Below are 19,583 nucleotides of genomic sequence, written 5' to 3' on the forward strand. Positions count from 1 at the left end.
GGGCAAGAGCTTCATTCAGGGCGGACGGGCATGGCTCAGGCAGGCGCTCTATATGCCCGCCCTAGTGGCCGTGCGTTTCAATCCACCACTCAAGGCAAAATACGAATGCCTAAGACAGGCCGGCAAAGCTCCAAAGGTCGCCATCACCGCCATCATGCGAAAGATCATCGTGCTGGCAAACGCGCTCCTGAGGGACGACCGGAAAATGGTCACCAGCCCCTCCCTCGACCAAGACAGATACTCTAATCAGCGCTCCCCAAAAGCCGACGAATGTCACTCCAATAGGCACACAGCCGTCAAGTAGTTCGAATCGTGGCGGGCGCGCCAATTACCCCTGAATCAGCATAGACTGCGAACGCCGAACGCCGCCGATTTGCCGCACTAAACATGCCGCGAACATGTCAATTCAATTCGGTTCGCGCTCATAGCCATGACATGGCGGAGTGACTATGGCGAGCTCATCGTCTGGATGTCAGCCATGCCAACATCAGGAGCCCGAGGGAGGCCGAGACGACGGAAGCACCGAGAATGCCGAGCTTGACCGAGTTCAGAAGTTCGGCTCCGAATGCGAGATCGGCAATGAAAAGTGCCATCGTAAAGCCAATGCCGGTGAGCAGCCCTCCTGCGGCCAATAGACCCCACGACAATTCACTCGGACGAATGCATAGCCGCGATTTCACGGCAAGGAAGCTGAGGCAAATCACACCAACGGGTTTGCCAACCACGAAGGCCAAGAAGATTGCAGCCGTAAGCGTAGGATCGAACTTTACGCCGGCCATCGGTATCCCCGCATTGGCTACGGCAAACAGCGGCAGGACACCCAATGCGACCCAGGGGTGGAGAGCAATCTCAAGTCGCTCGATCGGGGACAGCGCCTCGCGTGTCGCGATGCCTGCCCGATGGAGGTCACCGCGTGCGGATGTGTCTCGGCTCCAGTGGTCGCCAGGGGGGTAGGCGATGATCCGGTCGAGGATCGCATGAAGACGCCTGTCACTGACCCAGCTTCGTGCCGGCGTCATCAGTCCGAGGATAACCCCGGTCAAAGTTGCATGAATGCCTGAAGCATCGAGGGTAAGCCAGATGCCACCTCCAGCAGCAAAATAGATCGGAATGCTGCGAACGCCCAAGCGCGCGATCGTGGCCACTGCGATGAAGCCTAGTACGGCCACGCTAATGGCCAACCAATTCACGGTTTCACCATAACCGATCGCCACAACCAAAATTGCGCCGACGTCGTCGAAAATCGCCAGAGCGAGCAGAAACAAGCGCAAATTCTGCGGAATGCGAGAACCGAGTACTGCCAGACAGCCGATCACAAAGGCCGTGTCGGTAGACATCACGGTTCCCCAGCCGCTTGCTCCGGGACCGCCGCTGACGATCAACAGGAACACTGCGGCTGGCGCGATCATCCCGCCGATTGCTGCGGCAATTGGCAATGCGGCCACTCTGGGATCGCGTAGTTCGCCCAACACCAGTTCACGTTTCAGCTCGAGCGCGATGACGAAGAAGAAAAGCGTCATAAGCCCGTCGTTGATCCAGTGCTTCAGCGACCGCGATATCTCCACGCTGCCAAGATTGATCCCGGCATGGATATCCCACAGCGCGAGAAACGAAGTTGCCCACGGAGAGTTGGCAAGCGTCACCGCGAAGAGGGTGCTTAGCAAAAGGACGGCGCCGGCCATTGCCTCGATGCGAATGAACCGCATGAAAGGCTTGGCCAACCTATCCGCGGGCACCCTCGGAAGCCGGGAGAGGTTCTCGTTCATTTCAAATGCCCCTCCTTGTGCCTCGGTAGGGGTGACGAATAGATGCTGCAGTCATAGCGGTGCCTGCACCGCGTAGGTCCAGACCCGAAAGGATTTCAGGACATGACGTCCGAATGAATTGACGAGGGGGACGTCGGCGGCATCGCGCCCGCGCGGAATCACGATCTTGCCGATTCTCGAGGCGTGTTGCGAGGATAGAACGTACGCCACGCACCGTCGAGGAAAACCTCGATCCAGGCGCTGAATTCATTGCATCGACGACCGGCACGCCGATACCCGTCACATAGCGTCCGGGGGTATTGAGGCGGCGGCAGTAGGTGACGCCAGATGCGCGAAGTCGCGGCACACCCCGACACGCTCAAGCCGGCACCTCATAAGTCCATACTCGAAACGCCTTCAGGACATGCGGGCCGAACGAATTGATCAATGGTATGTCGGCCGCGTCGCGACCGCGCGCGACGACGATCCTGCCGATCCGTGGCGTGTTGTTGCGTGGGTCGAAGGTGAACCATTCCCCATCGAGAAAGACCTCGATCCAGGCGCTGAAATCCATCGGATCGACGACCGGCACGCCAATGTCGCCGAGATGGCCTTTGACCTAGCGGGTAGGGATATTGAGGCAGCGGCAGAACGCCACCGCAAGGTGGGCGAAGTCGCGACAGACGCCGACGCGCTCGTGATATGCCTCGAAGGCCGTTCGCGTCGACCGCGCCTGCATGTAGTCGAAGCGGATGTGGTTGTGGACGAAGTCGCAGATCGCCTGCATGCGGCCCCATCCCGGAGCAACAGTGCCGAAGATATCCCAGGCGAGCTGGCTCAACTTATCCGTCTCGCAGTAGCGGCTGCCCATGAGGTAGACGAGGCTATCGTCGGGAAGGTCCGACACCGGCAGCTACCGGGCATTCGGCGCCACCCTATCCGGCCTGGCGTCGTCCTCGATCGTGGCGTCGCCCCACATCGTCAGGTCGCCGGCGGGCGCGACGACGCGCCGGCAACGGTTACCGAACAGATCGCGATAGGTCGACACCGGTACGTCGGGATTGGTGAACGACGTTTCCGGCACGCTGATGTCGGCGGCGCGATCCTCATGGACCGATAGCAGGCAGATTAAGGCCGTGGGCTGCTGGCAGGTCAGCGTGATCTCGTAACCATAGCGGATCAGCATGGAGATCAGCCTAGCGGAAATCCGCGGCAGTCAGCGTATAGGAATCGCGGCGGCCGTGCGAATAGGCCTCGCGCGCAACATCGTAGATGGATGTGCGCAAGGCGTCGAAAGCCGCCAGGCATTTGGCTTCCAGCGCCCCCACCTCGCGTTTGGCGGCATCCGACTTCGTGAGCGCCCCCGCCTCTATGAAGAAGCGGATCTGGAACATGCCGTCATGGCTCATAAAGCGAACGGCGTTGCGTACTTCATCGAAGCTGCGGCTTGGGTTGGGGAAGGCCAGCGTCATGACCCGCACTCCGCCGGTCTTGGGATTGTCTTGAAGGACGAGAGTTCAATACGTTTCCGTCGGCGCTCGGCGTTGCGCAGGTTGAGACGCAACATGCCGCTGGTCGCGTCCAGCCGGCTCAGACCGGTGATGGCATCGCCGCCGAAGCGCGCCGGAATGCCCGTAAAGACATGATAGATGGTCCACGAGCGGTCGGCTTCAATGCGACGGCCATATTGATGGTGTATGGAATCCTGGCCGGGCGCACCGCCCTCGTTTTCCCAGACGCTGATCGCGGCGGCAATTTGCTTCCGTTCGGTTTCCTTGATGTGCGTATTCATGGTCATTGCCTTCCTTCGTTCACCGCTTCCGAGCCGATGATGCCGGAGTAGTGCATTTTGCCGTTCGCGTCGGTGATCTTCATGGAGTCGGGGCGCTGTGGCATGTCGAGGGTCTGCGCCAGCAGCCGCGCGGCTGCGGTGGCGCCGTCGAGATCGTCGACCTCCACGGTTTCACGACCGACGACGGCATGGGCATCGTCGGCGTCGCGGGTCTTGTAGAACTCTACTACGATCTTCATCGGTTTTGTCCCACCGGTCCGCCATCAGCCCTTGTCATTGCCACGCGAAGTGTTGCTGTTCGCGGCGAGCTTGATCTGGTTACCGAACGCGCTTTCAGGCTTGGGCGGCTTCTTTTCCTGCTTCGGCTTCCTGATCTCACGATTGCTGCGTTTTTGTCCCTTGGCCATGGCCGAATGTCCTTTCGATGAGGGCTGCGCCTTCGCTGGATTGCGAAAGACGGATCGGTTCGAGGCTGTCCTGTGTTGCCACTCGCTCATGGCGTTCGTCATCGTTGCGGATGCGGTATTGCGGCGAATGTGCCCGCGGCGGGAGCGTGCCGGTGATGCGGTAGATTTCTGCAGTCTTTGGGAATGTACCGAAGTTGCCGCGCAGGCGGACAGCTTGGCCTACTGCAAAAAGATGGGTTGCAGCGGCAGGCCGGATCGACCGGGCGCCGGGTCGCCGGGCGCTTGTATAAGTCATGGTTGTTTGTCCTTTTCGAGTGCGGCATCGAGATCCGCCGGATTGATTGGCACCATCTGCTGCGTCGACCCGGTTGCGGAGATCGCAGGGAGATGGATGAAAGCGCCGACACGTCTCCAGGCAAGGCGGGAGAAGACCTCGATCAGTTCCTCGTCCTGGTCGATGCGATAGTCGCCGGCAGGCTGCGGGGCGTCGAAACCAGGCAACAGGAAGGGCGAAGAGAACCGGGCGACGGTCTGCGTGGTGCGGGTGGTCATGGTTAGATGTCTCCGCGGGAGCACGCGAACACGCCTCCTGCATCGTTCCCATCCGAAGCGGAACGGATTCCCTAGGCTGCCAGTACATCCGTGGTCAGCGCGGGAGTTCATTTCAAGGTCCGAACGGGCGGCATGCGCGCCATTGGCGCCATGCATTCGCTCTCGAGAACTCGGGGGTGAATGGCGGGTCGAAGTCTCTGACACCGCGAAGCCAAATCGGCCAAATCACGTGTCCTATATATAGGCTGCAACATTGCTCGAAACAAGGCAGCGTTCCGGTTTTATTTACAGGCCGGGCCTAAGCGTGTTCAGTTCTTACGTGCGCGAAAGGATACCCTCGACAAAAACGCCTCATCCGCGAGAGAAATACGAGGAAGCGGTGAAAAATTATCGGAATCGATATTTTGATTGCCGAGAATAAATTTTGGCACTCCTAACATTCGAGTGCCAACGGCGCTATATATAGGTTGCAGCTGCCCCTATGCGTCGGCTGCGGAAAGAACCCGATGAAATTCCGGCCACTCCACAACCGCGTCGTCATCCGACGTGCGGAAGGCGATCTCAAATCCAAAGGCGGGATCATCATTCCCGACACCGCGAAGGAAAAGCCGCAGGAAGGCGAAGTGGTCGCCGTCGGCCCGGGTTCCCGCGACGAAAGCGGCAAGCTGGTTCCTCTCGACGTCAAGGCGGGCGATCTCATCCTGTTCGGCAAGTGGTCCGGGACCGAGGTTAAGATCGACGGCGAAAACCTTCTGATCATGAAGGAGAGCGACATCATGGGCATCGTCGAGAAGACCGGAGCGGCCACCAAAAAAGCCGCCTGATCGCACTCTCCGACTCTCCACCTTCAAAATCGAACTGGACGAAACATCATGTCTGCCAAGGAAATCAAATTCTCCACCGACGCGCGCGACCGCATGCTGCGCGGCGTCGAACTGCTCAACAATGCCGTCAAGGTGACACTCGGCCCAAAGGGTCGCAACGTCGTCATCGACAAGGCCTATGGCGCGCCACGCATCACCAAGGACGGCGTCACCGTCGCCAGGGAGATCGAACTCCCCGACAAGTTCGAGAACATGGGCGCGCAGATGGTGCGCGAGGTGGCTTCCAAGACCAATGACCTTGCCGGCGACGGCACCACGACCGCTACTGTGCTGGCCGCCTCCATCCTGCGCGAAGGCGCCAAGCTCGTTGCCGCCGGCATGAATCCAATGGATTTGAAGCGTGGCATCGACCTTGGCGTAGCGGCCGTCGTCAAGGAGATCCAGGCAAGGGCCAAGAAGGTGAAGTCTTCGGCTGAGGTGGCACAAGTCGGCACCATCGCCGCCAATGGCGACGCGACCGTCGGCGAGATGATCGCTAGGGCGATGGACAAGGTCGGCAACGAGGGTGTGATCACCGTCGAGGAGGCCAAGACAGCCGAAACCGAGCTCGACGTGGTCGAGGGCATGCAGTTCGACCGCGGCTATCTCTCTCCGTATTTCGTCACCAACGCTGAGAAAATGCGCGTGGAACTGGAGGATCCTTGCATCCTCATCCACGAGAAGAAACTCGGGAATCTTCAGGCCATGCTGCCGATCCTCGAAGCCGTGGTGCAGAGCGGCAAGCCGCTGCTGATAATTTCGGAGGATGTCGAGGGCGAGGCGCTCGCCACGCTGGTCGTTAATAAACTGCGCGGCGGCCTCAAGGTCGCGGCGGTCAAGGCTCCGGGTTTCGGCGATCGCCGCAAGGCCATGCTGGATGACATCGCGGTGCTGACCACCGGCCAGATGATCTCCGAGGATCTCGGCATCAAGCTGGAGAACGTCACGCTCGACATGCTCGGCCGCGCGAAGCGCGTGGCGATAGAGAAGGACACGACCACCATCATCGACGGCTCTGGCGACAAGGCTGGCATTGCCGCACGCATCAGCCAGATCAAGGCGCAGATCGAGGAGACCACATCCGACTACGACAGGGAGAAGCTGCAGGAGCGGCTGGCCAAGCTCGCCGGCGGCGTCGCGGTGATCCGCGTCGGCGGCGTCACCGAGACCGAGGTCAAGGAGAAGAAGGACCGCATCGACGATGCGCTCAACGCCACCCGCGCCGCAGTCGAGGAAGGCATTGTACCGGGCGGCGGCGTGGCGCTGCTGCGCGCCAGAAGTGTCCTGGCCTCGCTCACAGGCGTCAATGCCGACGAAACCGCTGGCATCTCGATCGTGCTCAGGGCGCTCGAAGCTCCTATCCGGCAGATCGCCGAAAACGCCGGCGTCGAAGGCTCGATCGTGGTCGGCAAGCTGACCGACAGCAAGGATCGCGATCAAGGGTTCGATGCCCAGACCGAAACCTATGTGGACATGATCAAGGCAGGCATCGTCGACCCCGCAAAGGTTGTCAGAACCGCGCTTCAGGACGCCGGCTCAATCGCTGCCCTGCTGATCACCGCCGAGGCGATGATCGCCGACATACCCGCGAAAGAATCCACACCAGCGATCGGCAACGGCGGCATGGGTGGATACTGAAACAGTGCCTGAACCGTTCGGCAGCCGTCGCAAGAAGGAGAATGACAATGATCTCTTATGTGAAAAGAACCGGCATGCATTCGGTCACCAAGGATGCCAAGGAACCGGTTCGAACAGATTCACAATGCAGCAGTCGAAAAGCGCCGGAAAGGACACCAACGGCACGAAACGCCGCGACCGCCGGATGACTGCGAACAATCGGCTGCTGTGCCGCTCAACGTCCTGCCATAACATCAAAGGCGGACAAGGCAGCATAATTTGACAAATAGCAAAGTCGACCCAAAACAGGAGGTCATCATGCGTAACTACATTCCAGACAAAATATATCTCTATGACTACAGGCGCCTACTCACCAACATCGCAGTCACCGCTGCGATCGCAACCATCGTTTACTCGGTCCTATTCGGCAGCATCTGGTGATCGTTCGGCCGCAAGGCTCGATGCAGTGTCTCAGTGCCTCCGTTTCGGAAGTCTGACCTGCTCAGGCGTTGCCGATTGAAGGCCGCAACCCAGCTGTCCCCGCATTCAGAAAGGCAAGGACGCCATGGCCTCCACTCCTCCGCACCAGCAGTATCTGTCACCGACGGATATGACGATGCTGGACCGTGTGCTCAAAGAGGCTTGCGTCAGAAGCTCGATAGCTGACGGCAGCCCCGATGCAGGACGTGTCGCTGCGCTTCTGATCCGGGAATTCCAGCACGGCGCAAAGACGGAAGCCAACCTTATGACCGCCTTCGAGGGTGACGGCGATTTCAAGCTGCGTGTACCGGTGAGCAGATTGAGCCGGTTGATGGGCAACGAATTGTATGGCTGGGAAGGGGACGGCGGCACGGCTACAAGCATTTCTCCGAACAAGGAACGCACTCCATGAGGTATTTCGACCGAGTGCCAGCCGAGCCGACCGTCTGGCTGCTGGCGTTTTTTCTCGTATCTATAGCGGGTAGCTTTCTCTACGTGGCGCTGAGCAGCATCACGTATTAACGTGATCGGCCGCGACTGGCGGGTCGCCCCGCATGCGTGGGAGCCATGCGCCCGGACGGACGAATGTATCGTGATTGGTTGCGCCATCGGCTCTGGCCCTGCCTGTCAGTGCTCTTTGTGGCAGCTCCACCTGGCCTGTGCTGCCCCCTATTCATCGGCGTATGCTTTTCGCCGGAGCGCGACCAAGCTATGACGCAAGATCAGATCTTCGCATTTGCAGTCCTGTCAGGGCTGATGCTCCTTTTCATCTGGGGTCGGCTTCGGTACGATCTGGTCGCCGTCCTTGCTCTCCTGGCGGCGGTGTTTACCGGTATCGTTCCTCATAAGGCAGCCTTTTCTGGCTTCGGCGATGATATCGTGATCATTGTCGCGAGTGCGCTGGTGGTCAGTGCGGCGGTCGAGCGCTCGGGCATCATAGGGGCCACACTTCACAGAATTTCGCCCAAGATCACCTCTGTGCAGGGGCAGATAGTGGTTCTGGTAACGACAGCCACCGTCCTCTCCGCGTTCGTCAAAAACATCGGCGCGCTTGCGATGATGATCCCGGTGGCGTTTCAGATGGCGAGGCGCTCGAACGCATCGCCTTCCTGGTTCCTCATGCCAATGGCATTCGGTTCGCTGCTTGGAGGCCTGATCACTCTCGTTGGAACGTCGCCAAACATCATCGTTTCGCGCATGCGCGAGGAACTGACCGGTCAACCTTTTGGGATGTTCGATTTCACGCCGGTGGGGCTCGGCCTCGCCGTCGCTGGTGTCGCCTTTCTGGTGTTCGGCTATCGGCTGCTACCTGGCGGCCGCAAGCCGGTCGCAACGATGGACGAGGCGATCGATCTCAAGGGCTACATGACGGAAGCCCGCGTCTTGGCGACTTCGTCGGTGGTCGGCCAGACCACCAGTGACCTGTCGAAGCTATGCGACTATGAGATCCTTGTGACCGGCGTTGTTCGCCATGGACCAGAGCGTCTGAGCCTGCTGCCTGACACCGTTCTCCTCGAGGGCGACATTGTGCTCCTCGAAGGCGACCCTGAAGCGCTCGAACGCGCTATCGGCCGCGCCGGCCTCGAGCTGGAAGGAGAGGGCCGGGTCACCGGAGCCAGGGGTGCGGGAGAGATTGGCGGAATAGAGGCTGTGATTGGGGCAACTTCGATCCTGGTCGGACAGACCGCCAAGCGCATGGCTCTGCATGAGCGCTTCAACATTAACCTGCTTGCAGTCAGCCGGAGCGGCGAGCGGTTCACCGAGCGTCTGCGGGATATCACCCTGCAGCCGGGCGATGTTCTCATGCTAAAGGGCGACCTTGGAAGGTTTCCTGACAAGTTGAAGGAACTCGGCATTCTGCCGTTGGCCGAGCGCGAAATCCGGTTGGGGAATGTACGGCAGGGCATGCTTCCTGTGGCGATCCTGGGTGGTGCCATGACGCTTGCAGCATCAGGCGTGCTGCCGGTCGCAACGGCCTTCTTTACCGCTGCCGTATTGACGGTTCTGTTCGGGGCGCTGTCGTTCCGCGAGGCTTACGAAGCTATCGATTGGCCCATCCTAGTGATGCTCGGGGCACTGATTCCGGTCAGCGAATCGATCAGAACGACTGGCGGCGCCGACCTCATTGCCGGATGGGTCTATCAGTTCGCCGGTATCTTGCCGTCCTACGGTTCGTTAGCTTTGATCATGGTGGCGACAATGGCGGTAACCCCGTTTCTGAACAATGCAGCGACCGTACTTGTGATGGCGCCCATTGCAGCTACCTTTGCCGGACAGATCGGCTCCAGGCCCGACGCGTTTCTCATGGCGGTATCTGTGGGTGCGGCCTGCGACTTTCTTACCCCAGTCGGACACCAGTGCAACACGCTGGTCATGGGACCGGGAGGATACCGGTTCGGGGACTACTGGAAATTGGGGCTACCACTCTCATTCATTGTCGTCGCGCTTGGCGTGCCGCTTATCCTCTTAGTGTGGCCGCTCTAGCGGCCTCAGCCAGGTGGACCGGTTTCAGGTCGGCTTGCGGTTATGAAGAGCGCGAGATTATGGGTCAGGACCGAGGCCCAGACATAGTTTTGAAAGGGGTCGGGCCGCGCCAGGTGCAGCGGGTCAGGGCCATAGGCGCGCTTCAGGCATGAGATGTTGGTCTCGACGCCGGCGCGGAGTGCGCAGCTTGCGATCCATCGGCTCTCGATCAAGCTGACCAACGCGGTGACGGAGATCAACAAGCCACGATCCTCGCAATAGGAGGGCCTTAGAGGGCTATGGAGTAGACAAAGTTCTCATCTTCACCTGCGACGGCGCGCCAAATTCCGCCGATTGCCTTCTATTGCCGCCGATAACCGCCGAAACTACGCCCGCGCAAAGAGCGTGAGACGGTCCTTGCGCGAAAAAGCGTAGAAACGGCGGTGTTTGGCGGTGAAAAAGTTCGAATCGCTTCCGGTCGATTGGTCGATTTTGACCCTGCGCAGACGTGGTTTATGGGGCATTGAACGACCGCTATGCGCCCCCAATTCGGTCGTTCCGAGGCAGACTGGTCTCTCTCAAAACCTGCCATTCATTCACCTGATCGCTGAACTCTAGTTGACACCATGTCGAGACTGGCGCTGGATGACTTGGACGCCTAGATGGGAAACCAAGAAGCCGCTTGAGGCTCAGCGCGTTCTGGGGACAGGCGCGCTATAGCCGCCGCTAAACCAATCCCCTTCACCTCCGCGTACTTTTGGCGGTTTCTTGGCCTGTGAGGGAGTCCGGGGGTGAGGCGAAACATCTCGCAGACGTCGCACCGGAAGTCATCTTTCGCTAAGTTTGCGCCTAGTCTTCATTGATGGCTTCGTCCCGTTTCCAATAGGCGAAGTTGAACAGCACATCGAGTTCGCCTAGGTCGCGTAGACCAAGGCTTTGGCGGAGCGCTTCGGCGTCGGCGGCGAAGCGGGCATATAGTGCGCCATTAACGGTGGCCTTGGAAGGTGCCTGCGGATAGCCGGTGATATTGGCAAGACGCATTCCCGCGACGGAATTTCGGTTCATAACCGGAAAGCGCTTGGGATCGCGCGTGTGCAGGATTTCAGTCAGCACGTTGGTGCCCGCGCGAGGGATCTCGCAGAAATGCTCCGCTAGGAGTTCGAATAGCGACGCCGGATCTTGCGAGCGCTCTGCAGCTAGGGCGCGAAGGGCTGCCTGGAATTGGGCGGGCTTTTTCGCCACCCAGGTTTTGCCACGCTGAAGCCCTCCTGAGTGCCAGAATTGGATCAGAGCCTCATAGGCGACGAGAAATTCACGGCGCTTAAGATCATCAGCCTGGCTTACTAGATCGACGATGCGGGTGCGGGCATATCGGTGATTGCGCTTGCGCCGCCCCACTTGCGCAGCGAACCCTTCTGGTCCGTCATCCGCGCGCATTTCCGCCAGTAGGTCGTTCAGGGAAATGATCTGTCCGGCAGGTGCTTCCATTGACCGTCGGGCGCGCCGCTCGGCGACCTTCATCGCAGCACGATAGATTTCGCGTCGCTTCTCGTACCGATCGATTTGCGTACCCTTTGCCTCGACAATGTCGCCATCGGCTATCCGATCATCAATCCACCGCATGAGCCAGCTTTGCCAGTTCGTCCCGAAGACCGAGAGCGCAGCGGAGAGTTCATGGTTGTCCACAAGCCCGCCAGAGGTCATGTTCGCAGAGCCGACTACGAGTGCCTGCCCATCGCGGCCTTTCAACCAGTAGACCTTGGGATGAAGCGTGTAAGGGCTCGCCTCCTGGCCCATATAGACCGCGACCTCGCCGCTTGATTTCTTCGCAACTCTCCCAAGCCGCAGGAGCGCACGAAGCACTTCCGGGTCGCTTTGGAAGAAGTCGATGCCGACAACGAATGTTACCTTGAGCCCCTTTGCAACCTTTGCCGCGACAATCTCCTTGATCATGTTCCATCCCGAAATCTTTGCGAAAGCGACGATGCAGATGAAGTGAGTCGCGTTCGCGAGATGGCGGTGGAGGAACCCGGCATGGCCCTCGTCTACCCCGTTCTCCACCAGCAATGCCGACAAAAGCGCATCGTCAGACTTCATGGCCCCCTCGCATCGGTCGCGCGCACTCACCGTGAAAACTGGAACCTTGTGCCGTTACCGCCATCAGCCCGAGCAAACTGAGAGCGCACGCTGATTACAATGCCTATCGGGGTGATCCCTCGGGCGTCCAGGCGACTTGCTGCCTACTCCCTACACCTGACTGCAGGAGTAGGCATTCTTGATTTCCGCATTAAAGAAGGAGCCAATCGACGGCGCTTCCATCATGCGCTCATGCATGAATTGTGGGAAGTTATAATACTGATAAACGCGGCCATTATTGAACTCGATCTCAAGAATTTCGCTCGCTGGATCATAGCCAACACTTGCCAAGTTCGATGATGATACGGGCTCACGATCCATCTATTATTCCTCTTCCTCGGCGGACGTCTTTTGCCAACGCGGGTTCTGCGCTCGCCAAACCGCCGCGAGCCTTTTATAGTCGCCCTTCGTCCAAGGAGCGCTCCAGCCGGCGCTGACTTCGGGGTCTCTGCTATCGGGCCGGCGGTTCTCCGCGGGAAGCGTAATTCGGCATCTGATCGGCAGTCGTGCAGCTTCCCCGATTACAATTGCTTCGCCGGTACGAAGAACCGGAAGGCTGTCGATGATACCGGTCATTGTATCCGATAGCGCTCCTTGCACCTTCGCCCGGTCGCTCGCATTCGACAGGCGAAGCGCGAAAAAGGTCCCGCATTGGCTCAAGATAGTTTCGTCAATCTCGGACGGACGCTGGCTCACGATCATCGCACCAACACCAAATTTCCGCCCCTCTTTTACAATCCGCTGGACCATCGCGCGCGCGGACCCTGCATTTTCTTTGCTAAGGTAGCGGTGAGCCTCTTCCATCACGACCAGCTGAGGGCGTTTGCGCGCGCCGTCGGGCAGCTCGCGTCCCCAGAAGAGGCCCTCATATATCACGTTGAGGATGCCGCCTATCAAGTGGTCGAGAACGACGCTCGGGATACCAGAAAGATCGAGGATAGTTATCGGCTTGTCGTGACCGAGCCAGCCTTCGAGCAGGGTATCGAGATCCTGGGTTGTCTTTCCCTCGAGGTCGGGCTCCCAGTCGCCGGGATGCAGCATGAAATCATACTGGCGATCAAGCAGGCGCGACCGAAGCTGCGCGAGTTGACGCTTGATGGAAAGCACCCCAACCTTGTTTAGGAACGGTCCCGCTCCACCGAGCGCAGCAGGATGGTATTTAGGAGCTCGCAGAGCTTTAGCGTCACCCTCGATTTCGATGGCGCGGTTGAGGCCGGCATTGTCTGTCGTCGTGCGAACTTCTGGGTCGATCAAATCGAACCAGAGTTGATGCAGGCTGTAAGGTAGCGGACTGCTGAGCGTCAGCGAGTTCGGATCAGCTCCCGCATAGGCACCACTGCTGGCAAGCTTGCCCTTGGCTTCGAGAATTTTGTCGTAAATGGCGGTGAGCGCTTTCTCCTCGATTTTTCCCATAAGGAACTCGAGGACGCCGCCTACATCCATCGCCCAGAACGGGATGTGGAGTGGTTCCGCGCCTACAGCGCCGCCGACAGCGAACACCTTCGCGACATCCTTCAATGCCGCAGCGTATTCGCCGTGCAGATCGAGTAGAAGGATGCGTGCGCTCGGGAACGTTGTTCCTGCGCCAGTTGTCCCGGAAATGGATTGAAGAAGGCTGGCGACTGTCGTGGATTTGCCGGAGCCGGTGGAGCCCAGCACGGCGCTGTGCCGTGTCACGAGCTTGTCGAGGCTGACACGAACCGGAATGGATTCGGCCGCAGCAAGCCGGCCGATCACGACCTGGCCCACGTCCTCCGCGCCGTAGACCTTTGCGAGATCTTCTTCAGTAACCAGGTGCACCTCATCTCTGATCGAAGGGTATTGGCTGATCCCGCGCTCGAAGCTCACTTCAATGATTTCGCCGACGAGTTGAACGGTCATCCAACGGTCGCTCACTGGCCCTTGGTCTTCTTTCGACTTCGGCGCAGCTGTCGCGCCAACATCGGCGATGATCCCATAGAGGTCATGATAGCCCTGCGGTATTCTGACAAAGCTTCCGACTTGGCCGACGCGATAGCTGCGACCACCGATAATCGCGATGCCGGAGGACATGCCCTCGTACTGGCGAACACTCACGGTCGCGCCCGTAACGGCGCCGACATGGCCGAGGAGCGTTGGTGCGGTCATTCTGCGGCGATGACCTGAGGCGCGTGCGTAGCGCCTCCATCATCATCGGCGGGCTTTGCTGCCGAAGGGAAGCTCTGCGCGGTGCGTGATGAAGCGAAGAAACTAGCGAAGTCCTCGATGTTGCCGAGTAGGAAATGCTCTGGCTTGCTAACGTCAGACTTGCCCCAGTAGCTCGCGCGGATCGGTGCCCAATCCTTGGAAGGCATTTCGAGGGGCAGCTTCCAGGGCGCACCAACCCCGTTGATCATCGCGCCGTCGCTCGCATAAAGGCTAAAGTTTGAGCGCATGCCGGCGATAGCGCAGCCGGGTCCTTCCTCCGCCAGCGATTTGAATTGGAACGCGAACACACTCGCCGAAGGGTTGGCCGCCAATCCTTCGCTGATACGTGAAGAAATATGCGCGTCAGCGAACGAAAAGCCGATTGTCAACAACAGAGTGTCGCTGGTCATCAAGAACGCCTTTAGGCGGTCGAGGAGCGCTGAATAGGGGGCCTTCTGAGTCTGGTCATATTTAAGGTGCTCCGGAAAGACGAGGTGGGTCGTCGCATCCTTACCAAGCCGCACCACTTCGCCGTACTCGTTGGCGCTCCATCCAAGCGAGCCGTGAATTTTCCAGAGGCGCGCCCAGCGTTTCGGGAGATCGTTCGTAGCCACGGAGACGGGATCGAAGAATGGCTCACGGCCACCAATGAAACCGTCGAAGTAAGGTGAGCGTGCGCGTTCGAAAGCTTCTTCGATGAGCAGATCGTAGTTCGTCGTGAATATCTCTACTGGATGGTCGCGCGATGTGCCGGAAACCCAGTTGACAAGATCTGTGTAGGCAGAGCGCCCCGCCGGCAAACGCACGCTGACCACCTTGCCGATCTCGTCGCAAATTGCCTGTCCGAGATCGTTGAACCCCTTCGCGTCCAGATCGTGGAGCGATCCTTTCCCCACGACCTTCCCAAGCGTGCGGACACGCGAAAGGATCGTCTCAATGTCGTGGTGATCGAGTTCGTTTTTGAGCGCACCGATCTGCTTTTCATATTTCGGCTGGATGGCTGCCAGAACATGATCCGTCAGCCCTGCAACGGCAGGGATTAGGGGGCGCGTACCGTCTTGCTTCGCCATACCGGCTGGTGCGCCTGCACCGATCAGCAGCCCGATACGCTTGCGACCGCCAGCGATGATTGTCCGCAACGCGGACATATACTGATCTGGATTATGAACGTTGACCGACATGACACCCCCCATCGACAAGACTATCGGAACGATGGAAATTATCTAGCACTAACTTGAGAGTGTATGGCGTCGAATCTCCTGTGAGGACTGGCAGGGCGGCGATCTCGTCTCCCGTCGGTTGCAACTAACCATCGTAACGAAGCACCAGATCGCCAAACCCAGGCCTTGCGGAACATAGCTACCGTTTGCCGCCCGCAACGGACGTGTTTAATGTCTTAGATGAGCTCTCCCGGAAGGGAGCCGAGTCAGCGTTGATATTGGGAGCTGAACGTCCTCTATCTGCACCCGGCGCCCAACAGCAGACTGTCTGGTCCCGGCCCCATTCTGCCTTGACCGAATCCTTCCACACGCAACTGACGATAGGACTTTTTAGGGGTGGTTTCCCGTCGGTCCGCTTCGAAACACCATCGGAAGAAAGGCGGACAATATTTCTTTAGCCGCACCGGGGCCAATTGCGGACCGGCGGCGTTGGTCCACAGACTGAATGCCGACACTCGAATGGCGTTAGTACTCGCCGCAGAGTGGTTCAAAACGCTTTCGCAGCGTCGCCGCCAGGTTTCGGGCTCATGAGAAGCACGATCGAGCCGAGGACGGCTGCGATGGCCGAGCCTAGCAGGATGCCGATCTTCACGTCGTCCTGAAGCACTTGGCTATCCGGAAACGCGAGCAGCCCTATGAACAGGCTCATCGTAAAGCCGATGCCGCAGAGCAGCGCCACGCCCAGCACATGCAGCGGCGCGGCGTTGGCAGGCGCGTCGGCCCAGCCAAGCTTTACTGTTGCAAGCGCGGTGCCAAAGACCCCGATGACCTTGCCGATGACGAGCCCTCCAGCAACTCCTAGGGTGAGCGGATCTGTCAATGCCGATCCATCGACGCCAGCGAGCGATACGCCGGCATTGGCGAAACCGAAGACCGGAATGATGATGAACGGCACTAAATTCGCCAGCGCGTGTTCAAGGCGGTGCAGGGGCGAGTCGACAGTGTGCTCGCCAGCGCCGCCTGCTGGTCTTGCAATCGGAATCGTCAGGGCAAGTGCCACACCAGCCACAGTCGCATGTACGCCGGAGAGCAGGACCAAGAGCCAAAGCACGCCGCCGAGCACGAGGTAGGGCAGCAGCATCTTCACCCGCGTGCGGTTGAGGGCGAAGAGGGCCGCCAAGATAGCGGCCGCGCCTGCCAGCGCCCAGACCTGCAGGTCGCCCGTGTAGAAGATCGCGATTATGACGACGGCGCCCAGATCGTCGATGATGGCGAGCGCGGTCAGGAACACCTTCATTGACGCCGGCACGCGGCTGCCGAACAGGGACAGCACGCCCAGTGCAAAGGCGATGTCCGTTGCGGTCGGGATCGCCCAGCCGCGGATCACCTCGCCGTTGCTCCAGTTGAGCGATGCGAAGATCAGCGCCGGGACGGCCATGCCGCCCGCAGCGCAGATGCCGGGAAGGATTCGCCGCGGCCACGTCGAGAGCTGCCCATCGAGGAACTCGCGCTTGATCTCCAGCCCGACGAGCAGGAAGAAGACCGCCATCAACGCATCGTTGATCCAGTGGCTAACGTTCAGCGGACCAACATAGGTCTTCAGGACATTGAAGTAGGTCTCCGCCAGTGGCGAGTTCGCCACAACCAGAGCAAGCGCAGCAGCCGCCATAAGCACGATTCCGCCGGATGCTTCGCTGTCGATGAAGCGGCGGAACGCGGTGGGACGCACGTGCGGATTGTGGGCCATCGGATGCCTCGAACAGAACCATAGCCGCTGGCGGCCCGACCAGAGCTATAACCTGCCCATGCACCTTAATGCGGACACCCGAGCGGCGTTTAGCATCATTGCGGAACGAAGTGCAACCGTGCGCTACGCTGAACACAATCGCCGTCAGGGCGGCGCCTAATGTCCGAGCTGGGGCGCGTAACCGACATTTCCTTCCCACGACTAGCGGCAGCTCTCAGGGGTTCGACCTTAAAGCTGGAACGACCGAGATTAAGGTCGGACGCTGAACGGCAGCTTGTCGCTAAACATAGCTGATACCTGACGGTCCGGAATCGGCCCCTGAGCCGTAGTGTCCTGCGACGTTTTTCTCTCGGCCAATCAAGGCCGAGGAGAACTCCCATGGGCCATTCTCAATTCGATGATGCTAGTCGCGAGCGCGCAGCTTGGAATGCAGGAAAGAAGGTCGGCACCAAGCGTCCGTTCACCCAAAAGCAGATCTGGGCAATTCGCTTTTTCCTCGATCGCGAGAGACGCGTTCGGGACCGACACGGCGCGCGATCACGGCGAAGGCCGGTTCGTAGAGCGTCGCCGCCTGCATGCAGCCGAGCACGGCCAGCACCGCATAGAAGGCGACGATGCTTGTAACCTGGGACCATGCGGCCAGCAACAGGCCCGAAACGACAGATGCTCCTGCCATGAGATAGCGGCCGTGGCGGCGGTCGATGGCGGCCCCGACCGGATATGCCGCAAGTCCCGCTAACAGCATGCCGCAGGTGGCGGCCCCATAGAGCTCGGTCTTCGACCATCCGAGGTCGGTCCGCATCGCCTCGGCGATAAGCGGGAAGCCGTAGAACAGCGTTCCCCACGAGCATATCTGTGCCGCCCCGAGGGCGCTGATGAACCAGCGGGTATCCCCGGCATCCGGGACGGCTGTCACGCAGCGCTCTGGCAGCAGGCGCTGGCGGCAACGGGGGCTACCGACTTCTCCGAGCAGCCGCACCCGGCTTCGCCCTTTTCCTTGGCCACCGCATCCTCAACGCAGCATGCGTCCACGTCTGCGGCGGGCGCGCTGCACACGCCTGTCTCAGGAAGCACCAGGCGGACTTCTCGGGCCGCCACCCGGTCCCCTGCGATCTCCGCAACGACTGACCTCACCTGCTCATAGCCCGTCGCCATCAGGAAAGTCGGAGCGCGGCCGTATGACTTCGACCCGACGATGACCAAGCCCGGTTCCGGATGGCTGAGCTCGTCGATCCCGTGCGGCGGGACCGTGCCGCAGGAGTGGAAGTTGGGATTGATCAGCGGGGCGAGCGCCGGCGCTGCCTCGACGGCCGAGTCGAGGGCCAGGCGGACCTCGCCGAGGAAGGAGAAGTCAGGCCGGAAGCCGGTGGCGACGACGATTCGGTCGACCCCCTCCGTGACAGGCATGCCGCCCAGCGTCGCTTCCACGACAAGGCCATCGCCGCTCCGTTGGATGCGATCGGCCGCGAACGGAGCCAGCATGCGCAGCCGTCCGGCCTCGATCGCCGCCTTCGCCGCGAGGCCGAGTGCCCCGCGCTGCGGGAGCTGGTCGTTCAGCCCGCCGCCGAGCAGCTTCTCTATGCGGTTGCGGCGAAGCGCCCACAGGATTTCTATGCCGGGTGCCTCGGCCTGCAGTTCCAGGAGCGCTAGCGCGACGTTGATGGCGGAGTGCCCGCTGCCGACTACGAGGACCCGCTTGCCCGCATAGGCTTCGCGATCCCCGCCCGCGACATCGGGAATGCCGTAGGCGATCAGGTCCGCGGCCTCGGCTTCGCCGGGCGCGGGCAGGCCGTCAACGCCCATGGGGTTCGGCTTCGACCAGGTGCCGGACGCGTCGATCACGGCCCTTGCAAGCAGGCGCTGCTCGCCTGCGGCGTCGCGGTACCGCACCACGAAGGGAGCTTCGGCGCGGCCGTCGTTCGACATCAGGTCATGGCCGAGCCGGGTGATCCCGGTCACCTCGGCTCCGAGGTGCAGCTCGACGGCGATGGCGGGCACCCGTGAGAGCGGCTCGAGGTAGTCCCTCACGATCTCCTCGCCCGTCGGCAGATGCTCGCCCGCCGGAGCGGTGACGCCGTTGTCCGCCAGCAGCGCGCGGGCGGCCTCATCGACGTTGTAGTCCCACGGCGAGAAGACGCGGACGTGGCCCCAGTCCAGGATGGCTGCGCCCACGCGCGCTCCCTTCTCGAACACCGCTGGACGGAGGCCGCGCTCCACGAGCCGGGCGGCGGCGGCCAAGCCAACGAGTCCGGCTCCGATGACGGCGACCGGAAGGTCAGGTGCAGGGATCGCGTTCATGAGGGTTTCCTTTCGCCGCCGGCGCGGACAAGAATCCGGTAAAGATGCAGGCGCGTCGGGTTGCCGATGGCTTCAAGTTGGGAGGCTGCTAATTCGAGTTTCATAGAAATAGGCTAGACGCCTTGTCGGGTGCCGTCAATTAAATTTCGATGATCGT

At 60.3% G+C, this 19,583-nt stretch carries 20 protein-coding genes and 4 pseudogenes; 7 read left to right on the forward strand and 17 right to left on the reverse strand.

All coding sequences use genetic code 11. The features are described from left to right. Window positions 1-304: transposase (locus ACLKMW_RS23285; protein WP_415726918.1), on the forward strand; the 304-nt coding region annotated here is incomplete at its 5' end. A 154-nt stretch (window positions 305-458) separates the two neighbouring features. Here ACLKMW_RS23285 and nhaA (ACLKMW_RS23290) read toward each other — a convergent pair. The 9 genes and pseudogenes from nhaA (ACLKMW_RS23290) to ACLKMW_RS23330 all read right to left on the reverse strand — a co-directional run bounded on the left by nhaA (ACLKMW_RS23290) (window position 459) and on the right by ACLKMW_RS23330 (window position 4,496). Next, window positions 459-1,766 (reverse strand): Na+/H+ antiporter NhaA, encoded by a 1,308-nt coding sequence (gene nhaA / locus ACLKMW_RS23290; RefSeq protein ID WP_415726919.1) that lies wholly within the window; start codon window positions 1,764-1,766, stop codon window positions 459-461. Window positions 1,767-1,817: 51 nt separating this feature from the next. Beyond that, window positions 1,818-2,126: pseudogene (locus tag ACLKMW_RS23295) on the reverse strand (transglutaminase-like domain-containing protein); the annotation flags it as partial. Then, window positions 2,125-2,931, reverse strand: a pseudogene (locus ACLKMW_RS23300) (transglutaminase-like domain-containing protein). The pseudogenes ACLKMW_RS23295 and ACLKMW_RS23300, both read right to left, overlap by 2 nt. Before the next feature lie 10 nt (window positions 2,932-2,941). Further along, on the reverse strand, window positions 2,942-3,217 hold the full coding sequence (locus tag ACLKMW_RS23305) for a DUF1488 family protein (RefSeq protein ID WP_415726920.1): 276 nt from the start codon (window positions 3,215-3,217) through the stop codon (window positions 2,942-2,944). Next, window positions 3,214-3,537: a hypothetical protein gene (locus tag ACLKMW_RS23310; RefSeq protein WP_415726921.1), complete on the reverse strand. Its 324-nt coding sequence runs from the start codon at window positions 3,535-3,537 to the stop codon at window positions 3,214-3,216. Before ACLKMW_RS23310 ends, ACLKMW_RS23305 begins: the two co-directional genes overlap by 4 nt. Before the next feature lie 2 nt (window positions 3,538-3,539). Beyond that, the gene (locus ACLKMW_RS23315) at window positions 3,540-3,776 is read right to left on the reverse strand and encodes a hypothetical protein (RefSeq protein WP_415726922.1); all 237 of its coding nucleotides are present in this window, start codon (window positions 3,774-3,776) and stop codon (window positions 3,540-3,542) included. Window positions 3,777-3,800: 24 nt separating this feature from the next. Then, window positions 3,801-3,944, reverse strand: coding sequence for a hypothetical protein (locus tag ACLKMW_RS23320; RefSeq protein ID WP_415726923.1), 144 nt, complete (start codon window positions 3,942-3,944; stop codon window positions 3,801-3,803). Beyond that, window positions 3,913-4,239: a hypothetical protein gene (locus ACLKMW_RS23325; protein ID WP_415726924.1), complete on the reverse strand. Its 327-nt coding sequence runs from the start codon at window positions 4,237-4,239 to the stop codon at window positions 3,913-3,915. The genes ACLKMW_RS23320 and ACLKMW_RS23325 overlap by 32 nt, the downstream gene beginning before the upstream one ends. After that, the gene (locus ACLKMW_RS23330; RefSeq protein WP_415726925.1) at window positions 4,236-4,496 is read right to left on the reverse strand and encodes a hypothetical protein; all 261 of its coding nucleotides are present in this window, start codon (window positions 4,494-4,496) and stop codon (window positions 4,236-4,238) included. The genes ACLKMW_RS23325 and ACLKMW_RS23330 overlap by 4 nt, the downstream gene beginning before the upstream one ends. Window positions 4,497-5,002: 506 nt before the next feature. Between ACLKMW_RS23330 and ACLKMW_RS23335 the strand changes: the two genes are divergently transcribed. The 5 genes from ACLKMW_RS23335 to ACLKMW_RS23355 all read left to right on the forward strand — a co-directional run bounded on the left by ACLKMW_RS23335 (window position 5,003) and on the right by ACLKMW_RS23355 (window position 9,940). Then, window positions 5,003-5,320 (forward strand): co-chaperone GroES, encoded by a 318-nt coding sequence (locus tag ACLKMW_RS23335; protein ID WP_415726926.1) that lies wholly within the window; start codon window positions 5,003-5,005, stop codon window positions 5,318-5,320. Window positions 5,321-5,368: 48 nt separating this feature from the next. Continuing rightward, complete coding sequence (gene groL, locus ACLKMW_RS23340) at window positions 5,369-6,997, forward strand: chaperonin GroEL (protein ID WP_415726927.1); 1,629 nt, start codon at window positions 5,369-5,371, stop codon at window positions 6,995-6,997. Further along, complete coding sequence (locus ACLKMW_RS23345; protein ID WP_415726928.1) at window positions 6,987-7,259, forward strand: hypothetical protein; 273 nt, start codon at window positions 6,987-6,989, stop codon at window positions 7,257-7,259. Before groL ends, ACLKMW_RS23345 begins: the two co-directional genes overlap by 11 nt. Window positions 7,260-7,541: 282 nt before the next feature. Continuing rightward, complete coding sequence (locus ACLKMW_RS23350) at window positions 7,542-7,868, forward strand: hypothetical protein (protein ID WP_415726929.1); 327 nt, start codon at window positions 7,542-7,544, stop codon at window positions 7,866-7,868. 299 nt (window positions 7,869-8,167) lie between these two features. Continuing rightward, the gene (locus tag ACLKMW_RS23355) at window positions 8,168-9,940 is read left to right on the forward strand and encodes an SLC13 family permease (protein WP_415726930.1); all 1,773 of its coding nucleotides are present in this window, start codon (window positions 8,168-8,170) and stop codon (window positions 9,938-9,940) included. Window positions 9,941-9,945: 5 nt separating this feature from the next. On the opposite strand, the pseudogene ACLKMW_RS23360 reads toward ACLKMW_RS23355, so the two are convergent. The 6 genes and pseudogenes from ACLKMW_RS23360 to nhaA (ACLKMW_RS23385) all read right to left on the reverse strand — a co-directional run. Next, window positions 9,946-10,119 (reverse strand): annotated as a pseudogene (locus tag ACLKMW_RS23360) (transposase); the annotation flags it as partial. 649 nt (window positions 10,120-10,768) lie between these two features. After that, window positions 10,769-12,016 carry a phospholipase D-like domain-containing protein gene (locus tag ACLKMW_RS23365; protein WP_415726931.1) on the reverse strand — a complete coding sequence of 416 codons (1,248 nt, stop codon included), beginning with the start codon at window positions 12,014-12,016 and terminating at the stop codon, window positions 10,769-10,771. 150 nt (window positions 12,017-12,166) lie between these two features. Beyond that, window positions 12,167-12,376, reverse strand: coding sequence for a KTSC domain-containing protein (locus tag ACLKMW_RS23370; RefSeq protein ID WP_415726932.1), 210 nt, complete (start codon window positions 12,374-12,376; stop codon window positions 12,167-12,169). Between the two features lie 3 nt (window positions 12,377-12,379). Next, complete coding sequence (locus ACLKMW_RS23375; protein WP_415726933.1) at window positions 12,380-14,182, reverse strand: ATP-binding protein; 1,803 nt, start codon at window positions 14,180-14,182, stop codon at window positions 12,380-12,382. Continuing rightward, window positions 14,179-15,402 carry an SIR2 family NAD-dependent protein deacylase gene (locus ACLKMW_RS23380; RefSeq protein ID WP_415726934.1) on the reverse strand — a complete coding sequence of 408 codons (1,224 nt, stop codon included), beginning with the start codon at window positions 15,400-15,402 and terminating at the stop codon, window positions 14,179-14,181. Before ACLKMW_RS23380 ends, ACLKMW_RS23375 begins: the two co-directional genes overlap by 4 nt. A gap of 526 nt (window positions 15,403-15,928) precedes the next feature. After that, window positions 15,929-17,128 (reverse strand): Na+/H+ antiporter NhaA, encoded by a 1,200-nt coding sequence (gene nhaA / locus ACLKMW_RS23385; protein WP_415726935.1) that lies wholly within the window; start codon window positions 17,126-17,128, stop codon window positions 15,929-15,931. Between the two features lie 378 nt (window positions 17,129-17,506). Here nhaA (ACLKMW_RS23385) and ACLKMW_RS23390 point away from each other — a divergent pair. After that, window positions 17,507-17,653: pseudogene (locus ACLKMW_RS23390) on the forward strand (integrase); the annotation flags it as partial. On the opposite strand, the gene ACLKMW_RS23395 reads toward ACLKMW_RS23390, so the two are convergent. Continuing rightward, window positions 17,589-17,930 carry an MFS transporter gene (locus ACLKMW_RS23395; RefSeq protein ID WP_415726948.1) on the reverse strand — a complete coding sequence of 114 codons (342 nt, stop codon included), beginning with the start codon at window positions 17,928-17,930 and terminating at the stop codon, window positions 17,589-17,591. The pseudogene ACLKMW_RS23390 and the gene ACLKMW_RS23395 overlap by 65 nt on opposite strands. Before the next feature lie 110 nt (window positions 17,931-18,040). Continuing rightward, window positions 18,041-19,426, reverse strand: a complete 1,386-nt coding sequence (locus tag ACLKMW_RS23400) for an FAD-dependent oxidoreductase (protein WP_415726936.1) — start codon at window positions 19,424-19,426, stop codon at window positions 18,041-18,043. Window positions 19,427-19,583: the final 157 nt, after the last annotated feature.

Source organism: Borborobacter xinjiangensis, assembly GCF_047739745.1.
In the GTDB taxonomy this organism is placed as follows: domain Bacteria; phylum Pseudomonadota; class Alphaproteobacteria; order Rhizobiales; family Rhizobiaceae; genus Pseudaminobacter.